The organism is Anaeromyxobacter sp. Red801, from assembly GCF_049201065.2.
In the GTDB taxonomy this organism is placed as follows: Bacteria; Myxococcota; Myxococcia; order Myxococcales; family Anaeromyxobacteraceae; genus Anaeromyxobacter.
This window is the reverse complement of sequence record NZ_CM181236.1, coordinates 692,484-712,117: the sequence shown is the minus strand read 5'-3', so window position 1 is coordinate 712,117 and position 19,634 is coordinate 692,484. Positions and strand designations below refer to the sequence as shown.

Here is a 19,634-nt window from a genome sequence, read left to right as displayed (position 1 = left end):
GTGATCCCATGAACCTGCTCCTCTCCCTCGCCGCCGGCCTCGCCCTCGCCGCCCAGGCGCCCGACGCCTCCGACGCGCCCGACTCCGCCCGCCTCCGGCACGCCGCCCGCCGCGACGCGTCCGGCTGGACCCTCGACGCCCGCCTCGGCGCCTACGCCGGCGCGTTCGACGGCATGGGCGTGCGGCGCGATTCCGGCGCGCTCGGCATCGTGGAGGGCGCGCTCACGCCGGAGTGGCGGGGTGGCGACTGGACCGTCGGCGTCCCGCTCCGGCTCGCGCACCGCCAGACGTTCGGCGCGGACCTCTCCGAGACCGCCGGCGCGCTCGACCTGACGGCGGAGCGCCGCTTCACCCGCAGCTTCCGCGCCGGGCCCGAGGTCGGCGTGTCCGGGGCGTACCGGCCCGGCTGGCCCGACCTGTACCAGCGCGCGCCGGGCGGCGCGCTCGCGTCCACCGACCGCTTCGGCTACCTGGCCTGGCACGTCGGCGGCCAGCTCTGGGCGCGGCCGCTGCCGCGGAGCCACCTGCGGCTCCACTACCGCTACGTCTCCTACGCGTACCAGGGCGAGGCGGCGTTCCAGCCCGACGTGAACCCGATGCACCTCACGCCGCGCGACAACGTCCAGCACCAGCTCGACCTCTCCTGGCGGTACCTGGGCGGCGAGAGCTGGGCGGCCGCGTTCCGCCTCGGCTACACCCACCGTCACGATCTCGACCTGCTCGCCCGGAACGCCGGCACCGGCGGGACGAGCGGCTACACCAACCCGGACCAGAAGCTGAGCAAGCTCGAGCCGTCGGTGGAGGTGGAGCTGAAGCGGCTCGGCGGCCAGCTCGACGCCGCGCTCCGCTACGGCTACGTGGTCCAGGACGATCCGTTCCAGGGCTACTACTCGTACACCGGCCAGCACCCGCGCCTCGACGTGGACTGGGCGGCGACCGGCCGGCTCACGCTCGAGGGACGCGTGGAGGCGTGGCTGCTCGAGTACGGCGCGAACGGCACCAGCCCCGCCCGCCTCGACTCCGGCTCCCGCCGGTACGACCGCCGGGTGGCGCTCCGCGCCGGCGCCCGGTACGCGCTCACGCCGGCCGTGTCGGCGGTCGCGGAGGCGGAGTGGGTGAAGCGCGACACGAACTACCCGGACTACGTGCCCGACCCGGTCACCGACACCGGCTACGACATCCGCTTCGACTACGAGAACGTCCGCGCCATCGCGGGCGTGGAGTGGCGCCTGTAGGGCCGCCCCGGTCGCGTGGTACCGTCGCCGGCGTGTCCCGGCGAGGCGCCTCCCCCGACGATCCGCGCCGCTGGGTGTTCAACCGCCTGGCGGAGGACTACGCCGTCCGGCCCGGCTACCCGGCGCCGCTCTGCGACCGGCTGGCGGCGCTCGCGGGCGGGCCGAGCGCGCGGGTGGCGGACCTGGGCGCCGGGACCGGCCACCTCGCGCGCGCGCTCGCCGGTCGCGGGCTGCGCGTGTGGGCCGTCGAGCCCGCGCGCGCCATGCTGGACGCGCTCGCCGCCGCGCCGGCGCCGACCGGTCCGGCCGTCGAGCCGGTGCACGCCGCCGCCGAGGAGACCGGCCTCCCGGCGGGCGCCTTCGACCTCGTGGTCGTCGCCGACGCGCTCCACTGGCTCGACCCGGACCGCGGCGCGCGCGAGGCCGCGCGCCTGCTCGCGCTGGGCGGCGCGCTGGCGGTGGTGACCCCGCGCCTGGCGGACACGCCGTTCCTCCGCGCGCTGGGCGAGCGCATCGCGCAGGCGAACTTCAAGGCCCGCCCGCGCCCGCCGCCGGTGCCGCTGTTCTTCTCGGTGGCCGGGCTCCCCGCGCCCGCGGTCGAGGCGTTCGAGGACGAGGTGCGGCTCGGGCCCGACGCGCTCGACGCGGTGCTGCGCTCGCTCTCGTACGTCGGCCCGGCGCTCGGCCCGGCCGCGCTCGAGGCGCTGCTCGCCGACGCCCGCGCCCTGGCCACGGCCCACGGCGGCGCCGCCTGGCGGCGCGAGATCGCGCTGGCCTGGGCCCGCGATCCCCGCTCACCCTGAGCGTAGGCGAGCCGAAGGCTCGCCGGAGTCGAAGGGCCGCCGGAGTCGAAGGGTCGGGATGAGCGGCCGGAATCGAAGGGTCACCCGCCCAGCCGCGGGTGCTCCTCCCGCCAGCGCGCCACCGCCTCCAGGCGCTGCGGGCGCTCCAGCTCCAGGTGGCGGCGGATGGGCGCGTCGAGCCGCCGGTCGAGCAGCAGGTGCGCGCTCCAGGTCTCGGCCGGCTCGAAGCCGCGGGCGAGCTTGTGCTCCCCGCCGGCGCCGCCCTCGAACCGCCGGACGCCGCGGCGGATGCACTCGTCGATCGAGTGGTACAGCGCCACGTTGAAGTGGAGGAACGGGTGCTGCTCGACGCAGCCCCAGTAGCGGCCGTAGAGCGCCTCGGCACTGGCCAGGTTGAAGGCCATCCCCACCAGCCGTCCCTCCCGCCGGGCCTCCACCACCTCCGCCGCGTCCGGCATCCCGCCGAACACCCGCGCGTAGAAGGCGCGGTTCACGAAGCGCATGCCCCAGGCCATCTGGTCGGTGGAGGCGCGGTGCAGCGCGAAGCAGTCGCGCGCCCAGCCCTCCGGGTCCCGCGACAGCTCCTCGCCCCGCACCGTGCGGACGGCGATGCCCTGCCGCTCCGGCGCGGCCTTCTCGCGCCGGATGGCGTTCCGGCGCTTGGAGGGGAACGCCGCCAGGAACGCCTCCGGATCGGCGTACCCGGCGTTGCGCCAGTGGTACTGGAAGTCCACCCGCAGCGCGAGGCCGGCCTCCTCCAGCTCGCGCGCCTCGTCCGCGCCGGGGAACAGCACGTGGAGCCCGTGGAGCCCCTCCTCGGCGCAGAGCCGCCGCGCCCGCTCCAGCAGGGCGCGCATCAGCTCGGCCCGGTCCTCGCCGGCGGCCACCAGGAAGCGGCGCCCGGTGGCGGGCGTGAACGGGACCCCCAGCACGAGCTTCGGGTACCAGGCGACGCGCGCCCGCGCGGCCGCCGCGGCCCACTCCCAGTCGCGCCCGAAGTCGCCGTCGGAGCTCTCGCGCGCGTAGGCGAACGCGGCCGCCACCACCCGGCCGCCGCGCCGGGCCACCAGGTGCCGCGGCGCCCACCCGGTCCGCGGGGTGGCGCAGCCGCTCTCCTCGCACGCGGCCAGGAACGCGTGGCGGGCGAACGGGCTGGCGCGCTCGAGCTCGTGCTCGAGGAGCGCGTCCCAGTCCTCGGGGCGGATCTCGGTGATGGAGCCGTGGACGGAGAGGGTGAGCCCGGACACCGGCCGTTCATAGCCGCCGCGGCGCCGACGGCGCAACGCGCCACGAGCCGCGCTCGCCCCGAGAGGGCCCGCCGGCGCCCCGATCCTCGGGTCGCAACCCGCCGAGCCACCCATTACTAGGTTGCACCCAGAATGCGCCTCGCGACGCTACGTGACGGCAGCCGCGACGGGCGGCTGATGGTGGTCCGCCGGGACGGCGAGGCCCTCCTCGATGCCACCCCCGCGGCCAGGACGCTGCAGGACGCGCTCGACCGGTGGGAGGAGGCGGAGCCGAAGCTCCGTGCCCTCGCCGAGTCGCTCGACGCGGGACGCGCCGCCGGCGTGCCGCTCGATCCGCGCGCGCTCCACTCGCCGCTCCCGCGCGCGTACGAGTGGGTGGACGGCTCCGCGTACCTCAACCACGTGCGGCTCGTGCGCAAGGCGCGCGGGGCCGAGCCGCCGCCCACGCTCGAGACCGACCCGCTCGTGTACCAGGGTGGCTCCGGCGTGCTCCTCGGGCCCACCGAGGACATCCCGCTCCCGGATCCGGGCTGGGGCCTCGACCTCGAGGGCGAGGTCTGCTGCATCCTCGGCGACGTGCCCCGCGGCACCCGCGCCGCGGACGCCGGCCGCCACGTCCGGCTGCTCTGCCTCGCGAACGACGTCACCCTGCGCAACCTCGTGCCGGGCGAGCTCGCCAAGGGGTTCGGCTTCTTCCAGTCGAAGCCGGCCACCGCGTTCTCGCCGTTCGCGGTCACGCCGGACGAGGTCGGCCCGGCCTGGCGCGACGGCCGCCTGCACCTGCGCATGACGGTGCGGTGGAACGGCGAGGTGGTGGGGACGGTGGACGCCGGTCCGGAGATGCACTTCTCCTTCTTCCAGCTCCTCGAGCACGTGGCGCGGACCCGCGGGTTCACCGCCGGCACCCTCCTCGGCAGCGGCACGGTCTCGAACGCCGATCGCGCCCGCGGCTGGTCCTGCATCGCCGAGCAGCGCGCCCTCGAGATGATCGACGGCGGCGCGCCGCGCACGCGGTTCCTGGCCGCCGGCGACACGGTCGAGATCGAGGTCCGCGACGGCGCGGGCCGCAACGTGTTCGGCACCATCTCGCAGCGGGTGCGCGCGCCATGACCCTCCGCCTCTACTCCTACTGGCGCTCCTCCTCCGCCTGGCGCGTGCGCCTCGGCCTCGCGCTGAAGGGGCTCGCGTACGAGTACCGCGCCGTGGACCTGCTCGCGCAGGAGCAGTTCCAGCCCGCGCACGAGGCCCGCAACCCGATGTCGCAGGTGCCGGTGCTGGAGGTGCAGGAGGACGGGCGGACGCGCCTGCTGGTGCAGTCCATGGCCATCCTGGAGTGGCTGGAGGAGCGCCACCCCGAGCCGGCCCTGCTGCCGCCCGACCTGTGGGGCCGCGCCCGGGTGCGCGCCCTCGCCGAGCACGTGAACTCCGGGACGCAGCCGATGCAGAACTCGCTCGTGCTCCGGATGCTGCGCGAGAAGGTGCCGGGCTGGGACCGGGAGTGGGCCCGGTTCTTCATCGCGCGCGGGCTCGCGGCCCTGGAGACGGCGGTGCGGGACGGCGCCGGCCGCTTCGCGCACGGCGACGCGCCCGGGCTCGCCGACTGCTACCTCGTGCCCCAGCTCTACAACGCGCGCCGGTTCGGCCTCGACCTCGAGCCCTACCCCACGCTCCGGCGCGTGGACGAGGCCTGCGCGGCGCTCGCGCCGTTCCAGGCCGCCCACCCCGATCGCCAGCCGGACGCGCCGCCGCCCGACAGGAGGAGCCCATGACCTCGCAGAAGACGCAGCTCGAGCCGCTCGGCATCGTCCGCATCGAGGGGCTGCACTACTACGTCCACGACCTCGAGCGCAGCCGCCGCTTCTACGGGCAGAGCTGGACTTCGCGGAGGTGGCCCGCAGCACGCCCGCGCTGGAGCGCGAGGGCCGGCAGCGCTCGGCGGTGTTCGAGGCGGGCGACGTGCGCGTGGTGTGCTCCGAGCCCGTCGGCCAGGGCGGCCGCGCCTGGCGCTGGCTGCGCAAGCACCCCGACGGCGTGGGGACGGTGGTGTTCGAGGTGGAGGACGCGGACCGCTGCTTCCGGCTGCTGGAGGAGCGCGGCGCGACGCCCGTCACCGACGTGCAGGAGCACCGGGACGACGGCGGGACGCTGCGCACGTTCAACATCACCACCCCGCTCGGCGACACCACCTTCCGCTTCGTGGAGCGCCGCGGCTTCCGCGCCGTCTACCCGGGCATCGAGCGGCTCGCCGCGCCCGAGGGCGGGCGCAACGCGTTCGGCTTCGGCCACGTGGACCACCTCACCAACAACTTCCAGACCATGAAGCCGGCGCTCCTGTGGATGGAGCACGTCATGGGGATGGAGGAGTTCTGGGAGGTGGAGTTCCACACCAAGGACGCGGCCGGCGCGCGCCGGGCCGCGCTCGAGGCGCAGAAGGGCTCGGGCCTCCGCTCGGTGGTGATGCGCGAGCCGCGCTCCGGGGTGAAGTTCGCGAACAACGAGCCGTGGCGCCCCGCGTTCAAGTCCTCCCAGATCAACGTGTTCAACGAGGACCACCGCGGCGACGGCGTGCAGCACGCGGCGCTCACGGTCCAGGACATCCTCTCCTCGGTGCGCGGCATGCGCGCGCGGGGGGTCGAGTTCATGCCCACGCCGGCGGCCTACTACGAGGCGCTGCCGGAGCGGATCCGCAGCACCGGCATCGGCCGCATCGACGAGGACCCGAAGGTCCTGCAGGAGCTCGAGATCCTGGTGGACGGCGCGGGCGACCACTCCTACCTGCTGCAGATCTTCCTGCGCGACGCCGCCGGCCTGTACCACGAGCCCGACGCCGGGCCGTTCTTCTTCGAGATCATCCAGCGCAAGGGCGACCAGGGCTTCGGCGCGGGCAACTTCCGCGCGCTGTTCGAGTCCATCGAGCGCGAGCAGGTGCGCGAAGGGCGGGCCTGAGCGGATGCTCGACCGGATCGTCCAGGGAGAGGTGCCGCGCAAGCACCACCTCGCGTTCCGCGACGCGGAGGGCCGGCTGCTCCACGAGGAGGCGTACACCCGCGCCGGCTTCGACGGGCCCTACGCGCTGCTCTACCACCGCAACCGGCCGCACGCGGTCCACGCCGCCCAGGCCCGGAACGGCTTCCCGCTGCCGCAGCCCGCGCCGGCGCGGGCGCTGCTGAAGCGCCACTACCGCACCCAGGACCTCGCGGCGCGCGGCGGGCCGCCGGTGGACGCGCGGCGCCCGCTGCTGTTCAACGCCGACGTGGTGGTCGGGCTGGTGACCCCCACCTCCGAGGATCCGGTCTACTTCGCGAACGGCGACGGCGACGACCTCTACTTCGTCGCCGAGGGCGGCGGCCTGCTGCGCTCGCCCATGGGCGACCTGCGCTTCGGGCAGCACGACTACGTCTACGTGCCGAAGGGCCTGCTGCACCGGATCGTGCCCGACGCGGGGCCGCAGCGCTGGCTCTCGCTCGAGTTCCCGGGCGGCATGCACCTGCCGGCGCAGTGGCGGAACGAGACCGGGCAGCTCCGGATGGACGCCCCGTACTCCCACCGCGACTTCCGGCGGGTCGAGCTGAAGGGGCCGGTGGACGAGGGCCTCCGCGAGCTGGTGGTGAAGCGCGCCGGCGCGTTCCACGGCTTCCGCTACGACGCGTCGCCGCTCGACGTGGTGGGCTGGGACGGCGCGCTCTACCCGTTCGCCTTCCCCATCCTGAACTTCCAGCCGCGGGCCGGGCTGGTGCACCTGCCGCCCACCTGGCACGGCACGTTCGCGGCGCGCGGCGCGCTGGTCTGCTCGTTCGTGCCGCGGGTGACCGACTTCCACCCGGAGGCCGTGCCCTGCCCGTACCCGCACGCCTCGGTGGACGTGGACGAGATCCTGTTCTACGTGCGCGGCGAGTTCACCAGCCGCCGCGGCGTCGGCCCCGGCTCGATCTCGCACCACCCCGCCGGCACGATGCACGGCCCCCACCCCGGCGCGTACGAGGCGTCGATCGGCACGCGGAGCACGAACGAGCTGGCGGTGATGCTCGACTGCTACCTGCCGCTGCAGCCCACCGCCATCGCGCTCGGCATCGAGGACCCGGGCTACCAGGAGAGCTTCGTCGGCTGAGGCGCCCCGGCGCCCGCCGCCCCTCCCCGCGGCCCCGCGCATCCGCTATGGTGCGCCGGCATGCCCTTCCGCGTCGTCCGCCCGCCCACGCCGCCGGTCACCCGCTACCGCGGCCTCGTCGAGCACCTCGGCTTCCGGCTGAAGCGCTACGCCTCGGTGGAGGCCGGCTCGCCGTTCGCGGAGGAGCGCTTCCGGAGCGGGCGCGGGCTGGCGCTCTCGGCGCTCCCGGAGCCCGCCGTCCGGCACGATCGCCCGGGCGTGGGGCTCGTCGTCGAGCACCAGCTCCCGGAGCTGGACCGCGTCACGGTCGCGTGGTGGGACCGCGAGCGCGAGCTGCCGCTCCGCGTGATCGTGGGCGACGACGCGGGCTGGCGGCCGGCGCGCGAGGGCGAGTCGCTCTGCGTCTGGGATCTCGCGATCGTGGCGGCCGAGCGCGACGCGTACGTCGAGACCGTGCTCACGCCCGGCGGCGGCGGGATCGACGCCTACCTGGCGCGCGCCTGGGCCGGCGCGCTGCCCGGCTGAGCGCCCGCGCCGCGGCTCGTGGTTCGACGGGCTCACCACGAGCGGACCTGTTCCGGGTGATCCGCTCGCCCCGCGCCCGTCGAAGGGCGAGCGGCGGATCCAGCGTCCGCTCACGGTGAGCCTGTCGAACCGTGAGCGGATGGGGTGGGCGCGGGCGGGGGGCCGATCATCCGCTCACGGTGAGCCCGTCGAACCGTGAGCGGATGGGGTGGGCGCGGGCGGGGGCCGATCATCCGCTCACGGCCTGTCGAACCGTGAGCGGATGGGGTGGGCACGAGCGGGGGCCGATCATCCGCTCACGGTGAGCCCGTCGAACCGTGAGCGGATGGGGTGGGCGCGGGCGGGGGCCGATCATCCGCTCACGGTGAGCCCGTCGAACCGTGAGCGGATGAGGTGGGCGCGGGCGGGACTACTTCCCCTCGACGGCCTTCCGGGTCTCCTCGGCCTTCTCCGCGGCCTCGGCGGCCTTCTCGTCACCCTTGGCCGCGGCCGCCTTCGCCTTGGCGGCGGCGTCGGTCGCCTTGCGGTCCGCGTCCTGCCCGGCCTTCACGCCGGTCGCCTTCGCCTTCGTGGCGGCCTGGTGGCCCTTCTTCTTGCCGTGCGCGGCGGCCGCGGCGGCCTTCTCCTGCCCCTTCGCGGCGGCGGCGTCGGCCTTCGCCTTGCCCTCGGCGACGCCCTTCGGCTCGCCGACGTGCGCGGTCCCCTCGCCGCCGGCCCCCTGCTCCTGGCGCATCGCCTCGGCGGCGGACTGCGCCTCCAGCGCCTTCGCCTCGGCCGCGCTCCGGTGCGCCCTGGCCTTCGCGGCGGCGGCGTCCTTCTGCGCGCCGGCCTTCGCCTCGGCCTGCTTCGCCGCGCCGTCCGCCTTCGCGGCGGCCGCGGTGGCGTGCTCGGCTGCGTGCGCGTCGGCCTTCGCCCTGGCGGCGTCGGCGTCGGCGCTGGACGGCATGGACGGGACCTGCGCGCGGGCGGTGCCGGCGAGGGCGAGGGCTGCGATGGCGGCGGCGAGGAGGAGGCGCATGGCGGGACTCTCCGTGGGACGGGTGCACTGCGCGTGGATCCGGATCCCCGGCACGCTAGCACCCGTCCACGGGCCCCGCCACCACCGTCGTCCCGCCTGCGCTTCGCGGGAGGCGGTCCGGGGCGTGCCCGGCTAGGCGGCGCCGCCGGCGCCGCGCGCCATCTCCAGCAGGCGCTGCGTCGAGATCGGGATCTTGAGGCCGCGGCCGCCGTTCTCGAGGAACAGGCGCAGGCCGTAGTCGTAGTGGCGCTTCACCGCGTTCAGGATCGACTCGTGGAGCGGCTGGAGCGCCTCGGGGGTCGGCTCCGCCATCTCGAAGTCCTCCATCCCGAACAGCGAGATGATGTAGCGGGTCTCGAGCTTCTTGAAGCGGATCTCGAGCAGGATCGAGTCGCGCCCCTTCGGCTCCTCCAGCGCGAGCCGGAGCCCGACGTGCCAGAAGCCGTCCTCGCCGAGGTGGATGGCGTCCTCGATCTTCTGCGTGGGCTCGCCGTTCGCGCCGGGCGACACCGGCTCGTACCCGACCAGCTCGCGCGGCCAGCCCGAGTACTCGATGAGCCCGCGCGAGAGCGTCGCGGCGAACAGCACGCACTCGGAGCGGTAGCCGGCGAACCCGGCGCGCGCCTGCTCGAGCGACTCACAGAGATCCTGGTAGCGGCTGCGGCTCATGCGCTTCCTCCCGTGCTTGGGCGGCCGAACGCCCGGTCGAAGGGCCGGCAGGGTAACACGCGCGGCCGCCGGCGCGCGCGTCCCGGCGCGAGGCCGCCCGACGCACCGCGCTGCCTTCTCCTGTCCAGAATTCCGGCGGGGGCTAAGATGCGCGCCATGTCCATCGTCCCCTCTACCTGGGGTGGCCGGCCCGTGTGGGCCGAGATCGACCTCGACGCCCTCGCCCACAACGTTCGCCTCCTCGCCGCCCGTGCTTCGCCGGCCCGCCTCTATGCCGTGGTGAAGGCGAACGCCTACGGGCACGGCGCGGTGGCGTGCGGGCGGGCGGCCCTGGAGGCGGGCGCGCACGGGCTGGCGGTGGTGTGCGTGGACGAGGCGGAGGAGCTGCGCCGCGCCGGCGTGGAGGCGCCCCTGCTCGTCATCGGCCACACCCCGGCGAGCGACGCGGCCCGGGTGGTCGCGCTCGGCCTCCGCCCGGCGGTCGGCGCCGTGGACCTGGTGGAGGCGCTCTCGGCCGAGGCCCGCCTCCGCGGCGCCGAGGTCCCCATCCACCTCGAGCTGGAGAGCGGCCTCAACCGCCACGGCCTCCCGCCCGACGCGCTGGTGGCCCTGGCCGAGCGGGCGCGCGCGCTCCCCGGCCTCCGCGTCGAGGGCCTGTTCACGCACTTCGCCGCCGCGGAGGAGGGCGACCAGCGCTTCACCCGCGCGCAGTTCGAGGTGCTGCGCGACACCGCGCGCCGCCTGCCGTGGGTGCCCGAGCGGCACTGCGCCGCCTCGGCCAGCATCCTGCTCGACCACGAGATGGCGCTCGAGGCGGTCCGGGGCGGGCTCTCGCTCTACGGCTACCGCCCCGCGCCCTGGTGCGGCACCGACGCCGACCTGCGCCCGGTGATGTCGCTCCGCGCCCGCGTGGCGCGGGTGTCGGAGATCGACCGCGGCGCCACCGTCGGCTACGGCCGCACCTGGGCCGCGAGCCGCACCACCCGCGTGGCGCTGGTGATGTGCGGCTACGCCGACGGCTACCGGCGCAGCTTCGGCAACCGGACCCAGGTGCTGGTGCGGGGCCGCCGCGCGCCGGTGGTGGGCCGCGTGGCCATGGACATGTGCATGGTGGACGTCACCGCGGTGCCGGGCGTGACGGCCGGGGACGTGGTGACGCTCATCGGGCGCGACGGCGACGAGCGGGTGGACGCCGACGATCTCGCCACCATCGCCGACACCATCTCCTGGGAGATCCTGGCCGGCATCTCCGCCCGCGTGCCGCGCCTCTACCTGCGCGGCGGCCGCGCGGTGGAGGCGAGCACGCTGGTGGAGCGGGCGCCGGTCGCGGTCTAGACGGGCTCGACCCAGCCGTGCGGGTCCGGCGCCTCGCCGCGCTGGATGGCGTGCACGGCCGCGCGCAGCCGCTCGCCCAGCGACTGCGGGCCGGGCGCGGGGAGGAGCAGCTGCCGGCCCTCCCAGGCGAGCTCGCCGATGGGCGCCACCACCGCCGCGGTGCCGGTGCCGAACAGCTCCTCCAGCGCCCCGGCGGCGTGCGCGCGCTCCAGCTCCGCGAGCGAGACCCGCCGCTCCTCGACCGGCACCTTCCAGTCGCGCAGCAGCGTGATGACGGAGTCGCGGGTGATGCCGGCGAGGATGGTGCCCTCGAGCGCGGGGGTGACCACGGTCGCGCCCAGCTTCGCGAACACGTTCATGGTCCCGATCTCCTCGAGATCGGCGTGCCGGGCCGCGTCGAGCCAGAGCACCTGGTCGTACCCGTGCGCCTTCGCCTCCTCGCCCGCGAGCAGGCTGGCCACGTAGTTCGCGGCCGCCTTGGACGCGCCGATGCCGCCCTGCGCCGCGCGGGCCCGCGCCCGCTCCACCCAGATGCGCAGCGCGTGCGCGCCGCCCGAGAAGTAGGCGCCGACCGGCGAGACGATCACGAGCAGCGTGTACGTCTTGGACGGCCGCACCCCCAGGAACGCCTCGGTGGCGAACATCACCGGCCGCACGTAGAGCGCGGTGCCCGGCGACGCCGGCAGCCAGTCGGCGTCGGTGCGGAGCAGCGTGCGGATGCCCTCCAGCACGACGCCGGGCTCCGGCTCCGGCATGCTGAGCCGGCGCGCGCTCGCCGCGAGCCGCGCCACGTTCGCCGCCGGCCGGAACAGCCGCATGCCGCCGTCGCGGTGCCGGAACGCCTTCAGCCCCTCGAAGATCGCCTGCCCGTAGTGGAGCACCGAGGCGGCCGGGTCGAGCGAGAGCGGCCGGTACGGCTCGACCCGCGGCGCGTGCCAGCCCTTCCCCTCGGACCAGTCGATCCGGAACAGGTGGTCGGTGAAGTGGCGGCCGAAGCCGAGGTCGGCGTCGGCGGGGTGCGGCTTCGGGCTGCGGGTGCGCTCCACGGGGATGCCCATCGTGTCCTCCGCTCGCCCGGTGCTACACTGGTGCCCCGGCGCGGCTCAGGTCAATGCCGTTGACGTATTACAGCCGCCCGGACCGTGAGCGTCAACATGATCGACCCGACGGACCCGCTCGACGACGCGTCCCAGCTCCTGTTCTTCGCGTTCCGCAACCTCACCGCGGAGCCGGACCGGATCCTGGCCGGGCGCGGGCTGTCGCGCGTGCACCACCGCGTGCTGTACTTCGTGCGGCGGAACCCGGGCCTCTCCCCCGGCGACCTGCTGGGCATCCTGCGCGTGTCGAAGCAGGCGCTGGCGCGGCCGCTGCGCGAGCTGCTCGGGCACGGGCTGGTCGCCTCGGCGGCGGTGCCGGACGATCGCCGGCGGCGCGCGCTCACGCTCACCGCGCGCGGCGCGGCGCTGGAGCGCCGCGTGTCCGGCGCGCAGCGGCGCCTGTTCGCGAGCGCGTTCCGGGCGGCGGGGCCCGCGGCGGCGGACGGCTGGCGCGACATCATGGCGACGCTCGGCGATCGGGCGCCCCGCGCCCGCGGCTCCGCCGCCGGACGTAGACGAGCTTCTCCACCCGGGCGTGCGGCGTCCCGGCCGCGTCGGTGAGCTCCACCGCGTAGCTCCGGTCCACCGACGCCTCGGTGCGGAGCGTCGCGCGGATCGCCTCCAGCTCGGCCTCCTCGAGCGTGAAGCGGGCCGCCAGCGTCCCGCGGCCCGGCTTCAGGAACCGGATGCTCGCGGCCTTGTCCCAGACCACGTAGTCCGGCCCGAGGTTCCGGATCAGCATCAGCATGTAGATGGGGTCCACCGCCGCGTACATGCTGCCGCCGAAGATGGTCCCGACGTAGTTGCGCGTGCGCCACCCGAGCGGCAGCTCCACCCGGACCTCGCGCCAGTCCGCGGCGATGTAGCGGATCCGCGCGCCCGTCCCCGCGTAGGCGGGGAACAGGCCGAAGGCGAGCCGCTCGAGACGCGTCCGGAGGGACTCGGGCACGCCCCCGGATTAGCGGTCCGGGCGGTCGCGGTCGCGGACCCGCATGGGCTGCGGCCGCCGCCTGCCCGCGGCGCGCACCGGCGGGGGCACGGGCGCCGGCCGGGCGCCGCGCGGCATGCCCGACGTCACTCCTCCCCGTCCGGCCGGCCCAGCAGCACCCGCACCGCCTCGTTCACGGCGTCGGCGGCCGTCGGCGGCCCGCGGTCGCCGGGCGCGCCCGCGCCGGCGCCCCACTCGAACCAGACGAGGTGCCCGTCGCGATCCACGAGCGCGAGCGCGCCCGCCGGCCGGGCCGCGGGCCGCGGCGGCTCCGCGAACATGGGCCCGCCCGGCGGCGCCATCGGCGGGAGCGGCCGCCGCTCGAAGCGGACGAGCAGCGCCGCCGCGTCCACGCCGGCCTCGCGGATCGCCGCCGCGTCGCGGCGATCCAGCCGCGCCGACCCGCGGCCTGCCGGCGCGCCGAACGGCCCCGCGCCGGCGCGCGCCTCCACGTGCGCCTGGAGCCGCGCGAGCGGCGCGAGGTCCTCGCGGAGCCGCGGCCCGAGCTCCACCACCCGGACCGTCCGCCCGGCGCCCTCCAGGCTCTCCTGCAGCGCGTCCAGCGCGTCGCGCGGGCGCGCCGCGGACGGATCGCGCGGCGCGGGGCGCACCAGCAGCACCGAGGCGACGCCCTGGAACGGCGGCGGGCCGGGCGGCGAGGCGGGCCCGGCGGAGGCGCAGGCCGCGGCCGCGATCGCCGCCGCGACGGCCGCGCGGGCGCTCACGCCGCCTCCCCGGGCCGGCGCCCGGCGGCGCCGCCCGCCGCGACGAGCTCGCGCCGGAGCACGGTCACGTCGTTCACGAGCCGCCCGGCCCGCACCCGCGCGCTCGCCACCGGCCAGAAGCCCATCCGCTCCCAGAACGCCCGGGCGCGCGGGTTCTGCGCCTGCACCATGAGCTGCACCGCCCGCGTCCCGGCCGCGCGCAGCTCGCGATCCAGCTCGGCGAGCAGCGCCGCGCCCAGCCCGCGGGAGCGGGACGCCGGCTCGAACAGCATCAGGCCGATCCAGGTGATGCCGCGCTCCGGCCAGCCGTCGGTCGCGTCGAGCAGCCCCGCCAGCGCGCCGCCGCCCGCGGCCACCCCCACCAGCCGCCGGCGGTCGAAGCGCGGCGGGACGTCCTGCAGCAGCCACTCCGCCTCGTCGTCGCGCGGCGCGCGGCCGTGGATGAGCGCCCACCACTCGGCGCACCGCTCCAGCAGGTCCTGGATGCGCGCCAGATCGCGCGCGCCCAGCTCCTGGAGCTCCAGCCCGGCTGCGCGGAAGCGATCCATCGCGGCCTCGACCCGCGCCGGCGCGGCGTGCGCCGTGCGCCCCGCGCGCGATGGGCCCCGCGCGCGGACCTTCGACGCTATATTCCCACCCATGCCCGTCACCGTCGAGACCGGCTCGACCCTCACGTTCGATCGCTTCTGGCGCTGGCTCAAGCGCCACCCCAACTGCATCCTGCGCGCCGGGACCCCCGACACGTTCCTCTACGATCAGGAGGACCTGCACTGGCACCTCGAGGAGGACGAGGAGCGCGTACCGGTGGTCCAGCTTTCCCGCGGCAAGCAGACCCTGGCCGAGATCGCCATCGAGGCGCGCGAGGTGCTGTTCGTGCAGGTGCTCCCCGACCCGGACGGCGACGCCGGGCAGTTCCTGTTCGAGCTGATCGGGGGCAGCGGCGACGAGCCGTACCCCGTCTACCACTTCGTCCTCGCGCACGGCTTCGACGAGGAGGCCGGGCACCGCGCGCAGCTCAAGCAGTGAGCGGGCGTTGCGCCGGCGCGCCCCGGCGGCTATCCTCGTGACGTGGTCCTCCTGAGCGCGATCGCGCGTCGATATTGCGGCCCCTCGTCCCGGCCCGGTGCCCGGACGAGCCCGTGTGCGCGTCGATTTAGCGGCCCTCCGTCCCGGCCCGGTGCCTGGACGGACCCGCTCGCGCGGTGAGCAGGGGCCGCTCCGCACCATCGAGATCGTTCGGGCCGTGGCGGGGGGAGTCGTCGCTCCACCCTTCCTTCCAACGGCGCGCCGCCGCGCGGCGCGCCCCCGGCGCTCGAGGCCCGAACCATGTCGAAGCTCCCCGTCCTCTCCCCCGGCGCGCTGAAACGCGCGCTCGCGATCCGCGATCTCACCGACCCTGCGCAGGGTCCGCACGCCGTGCAGCTCGTGCTGCGCAAGGCGGTGGACGCGCTCTCCGCCACCTGGCGCTGCCCGGTCGCCGTGGAGCGCGCCAGCCCGGTGGTCGCGGTCGCCGACAACTACGACCGGCTCCACTACCCGCCCGGCGGCGCGGCCCGCGACGCGCGGCACACCCGCTACGTGTCCGAGACGCACCTGCTCCGCACCCAGACCACCGCCATGGTGCCGCCGGCGCTGCGCAGGCTCGCCGCCGCGCCGCCGCGCGACCTGCTGCTGGTCTGCCCGGGCCTGGTGTACCGGCGCGACGCCATCGACCGCCTCCACACCGGCGAGCCGCACCAGGTGGACCTGTGGCGGATCCGCCGCGGGCCGCCGCTCGGCGTGCACGAGCTGGCCGAGATGATCGCCACCGCGGTCCGGGCGGTGCTGCCCGAGCTGACGCTCTCGGTGGTGCCGTCGCCGCACCCGTACACGCGCGAGGGCAGGCAGATCGACGTCCGCGTGCGCGGCGAGTGGATCGAGATCGGCGAGTGCGGCCTGGTCGCGCCCGAGGTGCTCGCCGAGGCCGGGCTGCCCGCGGACGCGAGCGGGCTGGCCATGGGGCTCGGGCTGGACCGCCTCGTGATGCTGGCGAAGGGGCTCGACGACATCCGCCTGCTCCGCTCCGACGACCCGCGCATCGCGGCCCAGATGCAGGACCTCTCGCCGTGGCGGGCGGTCTCGCGCCACCCGCCGGTGCGCCGCGACCTCTCGGTGGCGGTGGCGGCGGACGCCGGCGCGGAGGCGCTCGGCGACCGCGTGCGCGAGGCGCTCGGGCCCCGGGCCGGCGACGTCGAGGCCATCGAGGTCCGCTCGGAGACGCCCTGGGACGCGCTGCCGGAGGCGGCGCGGGCGCGGCTGGGGATGCGCCCGGGGCAGAAGAACGTGCTGCTCCGGCTCGTGCTGCGCGCGCTGGGGCGGACGCTCACCGACGACGAGGCCAACCGGCTCCGCGACGCCGTCTACGCCGCGGTGCACCAGGGCACCGAGCACGCCTGGGCCTGCGGCGCGCCCCCCATCCCGTAGCTCCCGCCCCGGCCGGGGTGCGGGCGTGCCGCGTCCGCCCCGCGCCCCGGCCCGGGGCTATCCTGGGATTCCCCAGGAGGCCACGCCGTGCGACTGCCGGAGTACGACCGCCTCGACGCGCTCGGCCTGGCCGAGTTGGTCGCGCGCCGCGAGGTGACCGCGCTCGAGCTGCTCGAGGCGGCGCTGGAGCGCGCCGACCGGCGCAACCCGCCCATCAACGCCATCGTCGCCCGCTACGACGACGAGGCGCGCGCCCGCGCCCGCGGCCCGCTCCCGGCCGGCCCGCTCTCCGGCGTGCCGTTCCTGCTGAAGGATCTACTCGCCGCGTGGAAGGGGCACCCGTACACGTGCTCGTCGCGGCTGCTGGCCGGGTTCGTGGCGCCGGAGGACGCCGAGACGGTGCGGCGGTTCCAGGCGGCGGGGCTGGTGCTGTTCGGGCACGAACACGCCGGAGCTGGGCGTCATGGGCGTCACCGAGCCGGCGCTGCGCGGGCCGACCCGGAACCCGTGGAACCCGGCGTTCACGTCGGGCGGCTCGTCGGGCGGGAGCGCCGCGGCGGTGGCGGCCCGGATCGTCCCGGCCGCGCACGGGAACGACGGCGGCGGCTCGCTGCGCATCCCCGCCTCGGTGTGCGGCCTGTTCGCGCTGAAGGCGACGCGCGGGCGCGTCACGCTGGCGCCGGCGTTCGGCGAGGCGCTGGGCGGGTTCGCCGTGGAGGGCGTGCTGACGCGCTCGGTGCGCGACTCGGCCGCGCTGCTCGACGCGATCGACGGCCCGGCGCCGGGCGATCCCTACGCGGCGCCGCCCAAGGCCCGCCCGTTCCTCGCCGAGGTGGGCGCGCCGCCGGGGCGGCTGCGGATCGCGTTCACGCGCGAGGGCCTGTTCGCGCGCTCCACCGATCCCGACTGCGCCGCGGCGGTGGACGCGGCCGCGCGGCTCCTCGCCGACCTCGGCCACGAGCTGGTGGAGGCGCGGCCGGAGTTCCCGCGCGACGCGCTGGCGCGGGCGTACCTGGTCACGCTCGCGGCGCAGACCGCGGCCGACGTCGAGCTCGCGGCGCGCCACGTGGGGCGCCGCCCGCGCGGCGGGGACCTCGAGCCGGAGACGGCCGCGCTCGCCGCCGGCGGCCGCGCGCTCTCGGCGCAGGACCTGGTGCTCGCCCGGGTGGAGCTGGAGCGGGCCTCGCGCGGCGTGGCGGCGTTCTTCGAGCAGCACGACGCGCTGCTCACGCCCACGCTGGCGCGCCCGCCGGTCCGGGTCGGGGCGCTCGCGGCGCGCTCGCACGAGCGGCTGGCGCTGCGCTTCGTGGCGCGGCTCGGCTCGCGGCGGCTGCTGGAGCGGCTCTTCGACGAGCTGGGGAGCCGCTCGTTCGACGCCACCGGGAACACCATGCTGTTCAACCAGACCGGCCAGCCGGCGATGAGCCTGCCGCTCCACTTCAGCCGCGACGGCCTGCCCATCGGCGTGCAGGTGGTGGGGCGGTTCGGGGACGAGGCGGCGCTGTTCCGGCTGGCCGCGCAGGTGGAGGACGCCGCGCCCTGGGGCGACCGGGCGCCGTCGCTGCCCTGAGACGGCGCGTCCGCGTCAGCGCGCGAACGGCCAGACGAGCGGCACCGCCAGCGTGAGCAGCGCCACGATGCCGAGCGTGAGCGGCGTCCCCACGCGCACGAAGTCCGAGAAGCGGTACCGCCCCGCCCCGTAGACCAGCATCGACGCCGGCTCGAGCGGCGTCACGAAGGAGCACGAGCCCGCCAGCGTCACCCCGATCGCGAACGGGCGCGGGTCCACGCCCAGCCGGTGCGCGGCGGCGATCGCGACCGGCAGCATCACCAGCGCGGCGGCCTGGTTGCTCATGGGCGCGGACAGGACGATGGTGAGCACCACCAGCGCGAGCAGCACGCCGTGCGGGCCGGCCAGCGCCCCCGCCGCCGCGAGCCGCTCGCCGACGAGGCGCCCGGCGCCGCTCTCCTCCATGGCGAGGCCGAGCGCCAGCATCGACCCGACCAGCAGCACCACGCGCCAGTCCACCCGCAGCGCCCGCCGCGCGTCCACGCAGCCGGTGAAGATCATCGCGAGCAGCCCCGCCAGCCCCGCGACCGCCAGGGGCAGCAGCCCGGCGGTCCCGACGCCCAGCGCCCCGAGGAAGATCGCCGCCGCGAGCAGCGCCTTCCGCCGTCGGAGCGGCTCGGCGTCCACGCCGCTCAGCACGAGGAGCAGCCCGCCGTCGGCGAGCGCGCGGACCCGCTCGCGCGGCCCGCGCAGCAGCAGCAGGTCGCCGGCCGCGATGGGGAGCGCGCCGATGGACCCGCCGCGCCGGCGGCCCGGCGCGAGGAGCTGCAGCTTGGTGAGGCGCTGCACGACGGGGCGCCGGTGGATCCCCAGCACGTCGAGGCCGAGCTGCGCGGCCAGGTCCGCCTCGGCCACCGCCTTGCCGGCCAGCCGCGAGCCGGGCGGGACCGACGCCTCCACCACCACCGGCGCGTCCGGCGCGCCGGGCGCCGGGTCCGGCGCGGCCGGCGCGGGCGGCGGCGCGCCGCCGGTGCCGAGCGCCACGCCGGGCGCGGCGGCGGCCCCGACGATCTCCTCGCGCCGGCCCTCCACCACCACGCGATCGTGCGGCGCCAGCACCGCACCGGGCTCGGCGGGCTGCGGCTCGCCGTCTCGCACCACCGCGACCGGGCGCGCGCCGAGCGTCGGCGCCACCTCCGAGAGCGGCTGGCCCACGTGCGGCGAGCCGGCCGGCACCGCCACCTCCGAGAGGTACGCGCGCTCCGGCACCGCCTCCGGCTCGGCGGGCCGCTCGCCGCGCCGGAGCAGCGGCCTCGCCACGAGCACCACCAGCGCGATCCCGAGCGCCGCGATGGGCAGGCCGAGCGGCGCCAGCTCGGTCACGCCGATCCGGCCGAGCCCGGAGCGCGCCATGGCGGCGCTCATCACCAGGTTCGTGGAGGTGCCGAACAGGAGCACCGTGCCGCCCAGCATCGAGGCGTACGCCATCGGCATCAGCACCTCGCGCTTGGGCAGGCCGACGCGCTCGGCGCCGCTCACCGCCACCGGCAGGAACGCCGCGGCGGTGACGGTGTTCGAGACGAACGCGGAGAAGGCCGCCACCGTCACGAGCAGCGCGAGGAGGAACGCGGTCGGCCCGAACCGGCCCAGGACGGTGAGCCGCTCGCCGACCGCCTTCACCACGCCGGTGGCGGCGAGCCCCTGCGTCATGGCGAGCAGGGTGAAGATGAAGATCACGGTGTCGTCGGAGAACCCGGAGAACGCCTGCTTCGGCGTCAGCACGCCGGTCGCCGCGAGCAGGCAGACCACCAGGAGCGAGGTGACCTCCACCGGGACCCACTCCGTCCAGAAGAGCACGAGCGCGAGGAGCACCGTGCCGAGGACCAGGGCCGCCGCCACGCGCCGCCGCCC

At 76.5% G+C, this 19,634-nt stretch carries 18 protein-coding genes and 2 pseudogenes; 12 read left to right on the top strand and 8 right to left on the bottom strand.

Annotated elements, in window-relative coordinates:
• Positions 1-8: 8 nt before the first annotated feature.
• Both ACOQFB_RS03295 and ACOQFB_RS03290 read left to right on the top strand, forming a co-directional pair.
• Positions 9-1,235: a hypothetical protein gene (locus ACOQFB_RS03295; RefSeq protein ID WP_421608632.1), complete on the top strand. Its 1,227-nt coding sequence runs from the start codon at positions 9-11 to the stop codon at positions 1,233-1,235.
• A 32-nt stretch (positions 1,236-1,267) separates the two neighbouring features.
• Positions 1,268-2,038, top strand: coding sequence for a class I SAM-dependent methyltransferase (locus ACOQFB_RS03290; protein WP_421608631.1), 771 nt, complete (start codon positions 1,268-1,270; stop codon positions 2,036-2,038).
• A gap of 80 nt (positions 2,039-2,118) precedes the next feature.
• Here ACOQFB_RS03290 and ACOQFB_RS03285 read toward each other — a convergent pair whose 3' ends face one another.
• Positions 2,119-3,285 carry a GNAT family N-acetyltransferase gene (locus ACOQFB_RS03285; RefSeq protein ID WP_421608630.1) on the bottom strand — a complete coding sequence of 389 codons (1,167 nt, stop codon included), beginning with the start codon at positions 3,283-3,285 and terminating at the stop codon, positions 2,119-2,121.
• Positions 3,286-3,417: 132 nt separating this feature from the next.
• Here ACOQFB_RS03285 and ACOQFB_RS03280 point away from each other — a divergent pair, with 132 nt between their 5' ends.
• The 5 genes and pseudogenes from ACOQFB_RS03280 (at position 3,418) to ACOQFB_RS03260 (ending at position 7,918) form a co-directional block, all read left to right on the top strand.
• Entirely contained in the window at positions 3,418-4,395 is a 978-nt protein-coding gene (locus ACOQFB_RS03280; RefSeq protein ID WP_421608629.1) for a fumarylacetoacetate hydrolase family protein, read from the top strand.
• Complete coding sequence (gene maiA / locus ACOQFB_RS03275) at positions 4,392-5,054, top strand: maleylacetoacetate isomerase (protein ID WP_059438219.1); 663 nt, start codon at positions 4,392-4,394, stop codon at positions 5,052-5,054. The genes ACOQFB_RS03280 and maiA overlap by 4 nt, the downstream gene beginning before the upstream one ends.
• A pseudogene (locus tag ACOQFB_RS03270) lies at positions 5,051-6,231 on the top strand (4-hydroxyphenylpyruvate dioxygenase family protein). The gene maiA and the pseudogene ACOQFB_RS03270 overlap by 4 nt, the downstream one beginning before the upstream one ends.
• Before the next feature lie 4 nt (positions 6,232-6,235).
• Positions 6,236-7,393, top strand: a complete 1,158-nt coding sequence (locus tag ACOQFB_RS03265; protein ID WP_059438217.1) for a homogentisate 1,2-dioxygenase — start codon at positions 6,236-6,238, stop codon at positions 7,391-7,393.
• A 60-nt stretch (positions 7,394-7,453) separates the two neighbouring features.
• Entirely contained in the window at positions 7,454-7,918 is a 465-nt protein-coding gene (locus tag ACOQFB_RS03260; RefSeq protein WP_059438216.1) for a hypothetical protein, read from the top strand.
• Positions 7,919-8,327: 409 nt separating this feature from the next.
• Here ACOQFB_RS03260 and ACOQFB_RS03255 read toward each other — a convergent pair whose 3' ends face one another.
• Positions 8,328-8,936, bottom strand: coding sequence for a hypothetical protein (locus ACOQFB_RS03255; RefSeq protein WP_421608627.1), 609 nt, complete (start codon positions 8,934-8,936; stop codon positions 8,328-8,330).
• 132 nt (positions 8,937-9,068) lie between these two features.
• The gene (locus ACOQFB_RS03250) at positions 9,069-9,605 is read right to left on the bottom strand and encodes a hypothetical protein (RefSeq protein WP_011422475.1); all 537 of its coding nucleotides are present in this window, start codon (positions 9,603-9,605) and stop codon (positions 9,069-9,071) included.
• Positions 9,606-9,761: 156 nt separating this feature from the next.
• On the opposite strand from ACOQFB_RS03250, the gene alr reads away from it, so the two are divergent.
• Complete coding sequence (alr, locus tag ACOQFB_RS03245) at positions 9,762-10,940, top strand: alanine racemase (protein WP_421608626.1); 1,179 nt, start codon at positions 9,762-9,764, stop codon at positions 10,938-10,940.
• On the opposite strand, the gene ACOQFB_RS03240 is transcribed toward alr, so the two are convergent.
• On the bottom strand, positions 10,937-11,998 hold the full coding sequence (locus tag ACOQFB_RS03240; protein ID WP_059438213.1) for a branched-chain amino acid aminotransferase: 1,062 nt from the start codon (positions 11,996-11,998) through the stop codon (positions 10,937-10,939). The two genes, alr and ACOQFB_RS03240, sit on opposite strands and share 4 nt — an antisense overlap.
• Before the next feature lie 84 nt (positions 11,999-12,082).
• Between ACOQFB_RS03240 and ACOQFB_RS03235 the strand changes: the two genes are divergently transcribed.
• The gene (locus ACOQFB_RS03235; RefSeq protein ID WP_421608625.1) at positions 12,083-12,598 is read left to right on the top strand and encodes a MarR family winged helix-turn-helix transcriptional regulator; all 516 of its coding nucleotides are present in this window, start codon (positions 12,083-12,085) and stop codon (positions 12,596-12,598) included.
• Here ACOQFB_RS03235 and ACOQFB_RS03230 read toward each other — a convergent pair.
• The 3 genes from ACOQFB_RS03230 to ACOQFB_RS03220 all read right to left on the bottom strand — a co-directional run bounded on the left by ACOQFB_RS03230 (position 12,495) and on the right by ACOQFB_RS03220 (position 14,298).
• The gene (locus ACOQFB_RS03230; protein WP_059438211.1) at positions 12,495-12,986 is read right to left on the bottom strand and encodes a DUF4442 domain-containing protein; all 492 of its coding nucleotides are present in this window, start codon (positions 12,984-12,986) and stop codon (positions 12,495-12,497) included. The two genes, ACOQFB_RS03235 and ACOQFB_RS03230, sit on opposite strands and share 104 nt — an antisense overlap.
• Before the next feature lie 125 nt (positions 12,987-13,111).
• Positions 13,112-13,750: a hypothetical protein gene (locus tag ACOQFB_RS03225; protein WP_421608624.1), complete on the bottom strand. Its 639-nt coding sequence runs from the start codon at positions 13,748-13,750 to the stop codon at positions 13,112-13,114.
• Entirely contained in the window at positions 13,747-14,298 is a 552-nt protein-coding gene (locus tag ACOQFB_RS03220; protein WP_421608623.1) for a GNAT family N-acetyltransferase, read from the bottom strand. Before ACOQFB_RS03220 ends, ACOQFB_RS03225 begins: the two co-directional genes overlap by 4 nt.
• 91 nt (positions 14,299-14,389) lie before the next feature.
• Between ACOQFB_RS03220 and ACOQFB_RS03215 the strand changes: the two genes are divergently transcribed.
• The 3 genes and pseudogenes from ACOQFB_RS03215 to ACOQFB_RS03205 all read left to right on the top strand — a co-directional run bounded on the left by ACOQFB_RS03215 (position 14,390) and on the right by ACOQFB_RS03205 (position 17,783).
• Positions 14,390-14,776, top strand: coding sequence for a hypothetical protein (locus ACOQFB_RS03215; protein ID WP_011422480.1), 387 nt, complete (start codon positions 14,390-14,392; stop codon positions 14,774-14,776).
• A gap of 300 nt (positions 14,777-15,076) precedes the next feature.
• Positions 15,077-16,213, top strand: coding sequence for a PheS-related mystery ligase SrmL (gene srmL, locus ACOQFB_RS03210; protein ID WP_059439437.1), 1,137 nt, complete (start codon positions 15,077-15,079; stop codon positions 16,211-16,213).
• Between the two features lie 87 nt (positions 16,214-16,300).
• Positions 16,301-17,783 (top strand): annotated as a pseudogene (locus ACOQFB_RS03205) (amidase).
• A 15-nt stretch (positions 17,784-17,798) separates the two neighbouring features.
• Here the strand turns inward: ACOQFB_RS03205 and ACOQFB_RS03200 are convergent.
• Positions 17,799-19,622, bottom strand: a complete 1,824-nt coding sequence (locus tag ACOQFB_RS03200; protein WP_421608621.1) for an SLC13 family permease — start codon at positions 19,620-19,622, stop codon at positions 17,799-17,801.
• Between the last annotated feature and the right edge of the window lie 12 nt (positions 19,623-19,634).

Excerpts from the sequence above, each read along its gene's own strand:
- ACOQFB_RS03295 (WP_421608632.1), top strand. The coding sequence starts at position 9 with ATGAACCTGCTCCTCTCCCTCGCCGCCGGCCTCGCCCTCGCCGCCCAG.
- ACOQFB_RS03280 (WP_421608629.1), top strand. The coding sequence starts at position 3,418 with ATGCGCCTCGCGACGCTACGTGACGGCAGCCGCGACGGGCGGCTGATG.
- maiA (WP_059438219.1), top strand. The coding sequence starts at position 4,392 with ATGACCCTCCGCCTCTACTCCTACTGGCGCTCCTCCTCCGCCTGGCGC.
- ACOQFB_RS03265 (WP_059438217.1), top strand. The coding sequence starts at position 6,236 with ATGCTCGACCGGATCGTCCAGGGAGAGGTGCCGCGCAAGCACCACCTC.
- ACOQFB_RS03260 (WP_059438216.1), top strand. The coding sequence starts at position 7,454 with ATGCCCTTCCGCGTCGTCCGCCCGCCCACGCCGCCGGTCACCCGCTAC.
- ACOQFB_RS03255 (WP_421608627.1), bottom strand. The coding sequence starts at position 8,936 with ATGCGCCTCCTCCTCGCCGCCGCCATCGCAGCCCTCGCCCTCGCCGGC.
- ACOQFB_RS03250 (WP_011422475.1), bottom strand. The coding sequence starts at position 9,605 with ATGAGCCGCAGCCGCTACCAGGATCTCTGTGAGTCGCTCGAGCAGGCG.
- alr (WP_421608626.1), top strand. The coding sequence starts at position 9,762 with ATGTCCATCGTCCCCTCTACCTGGGGTGGCCGGCCCGTGTGGGCCGAG.
- ACOQFB_RS03240 (WP_059438213.1), bottom strand. The coding sequence starts at position 11,998 with ATGGGCATCCCCGTGGAGCGCACCCGCAGCCCGAAGCCGCACCCCGCC.
- ACOQFB_RS03220 (WP_421608623.1), bottom strand. The coding sequence starts at position 14,298 with ATGGATCGCTTCCGCGCAGCCGGGCTGGAGCTCCAGGAGCTGGGCGCG.
- ACOQFB_RS03215 (WP_011422480.1), top strand. The coding sequence starts at position 14,390 with ATGCCCGTCACCGTCGAGACCGGCTCGACCCTCACGTTCGATCGCTTC.
- srmL (WP_059439437.1), top strand. The coding sequence starts at position 15,077 with ATGTCGAAGCTCCCCGTCCTCTCCCCCGGCGCGCTGAAACGCGCGCTC.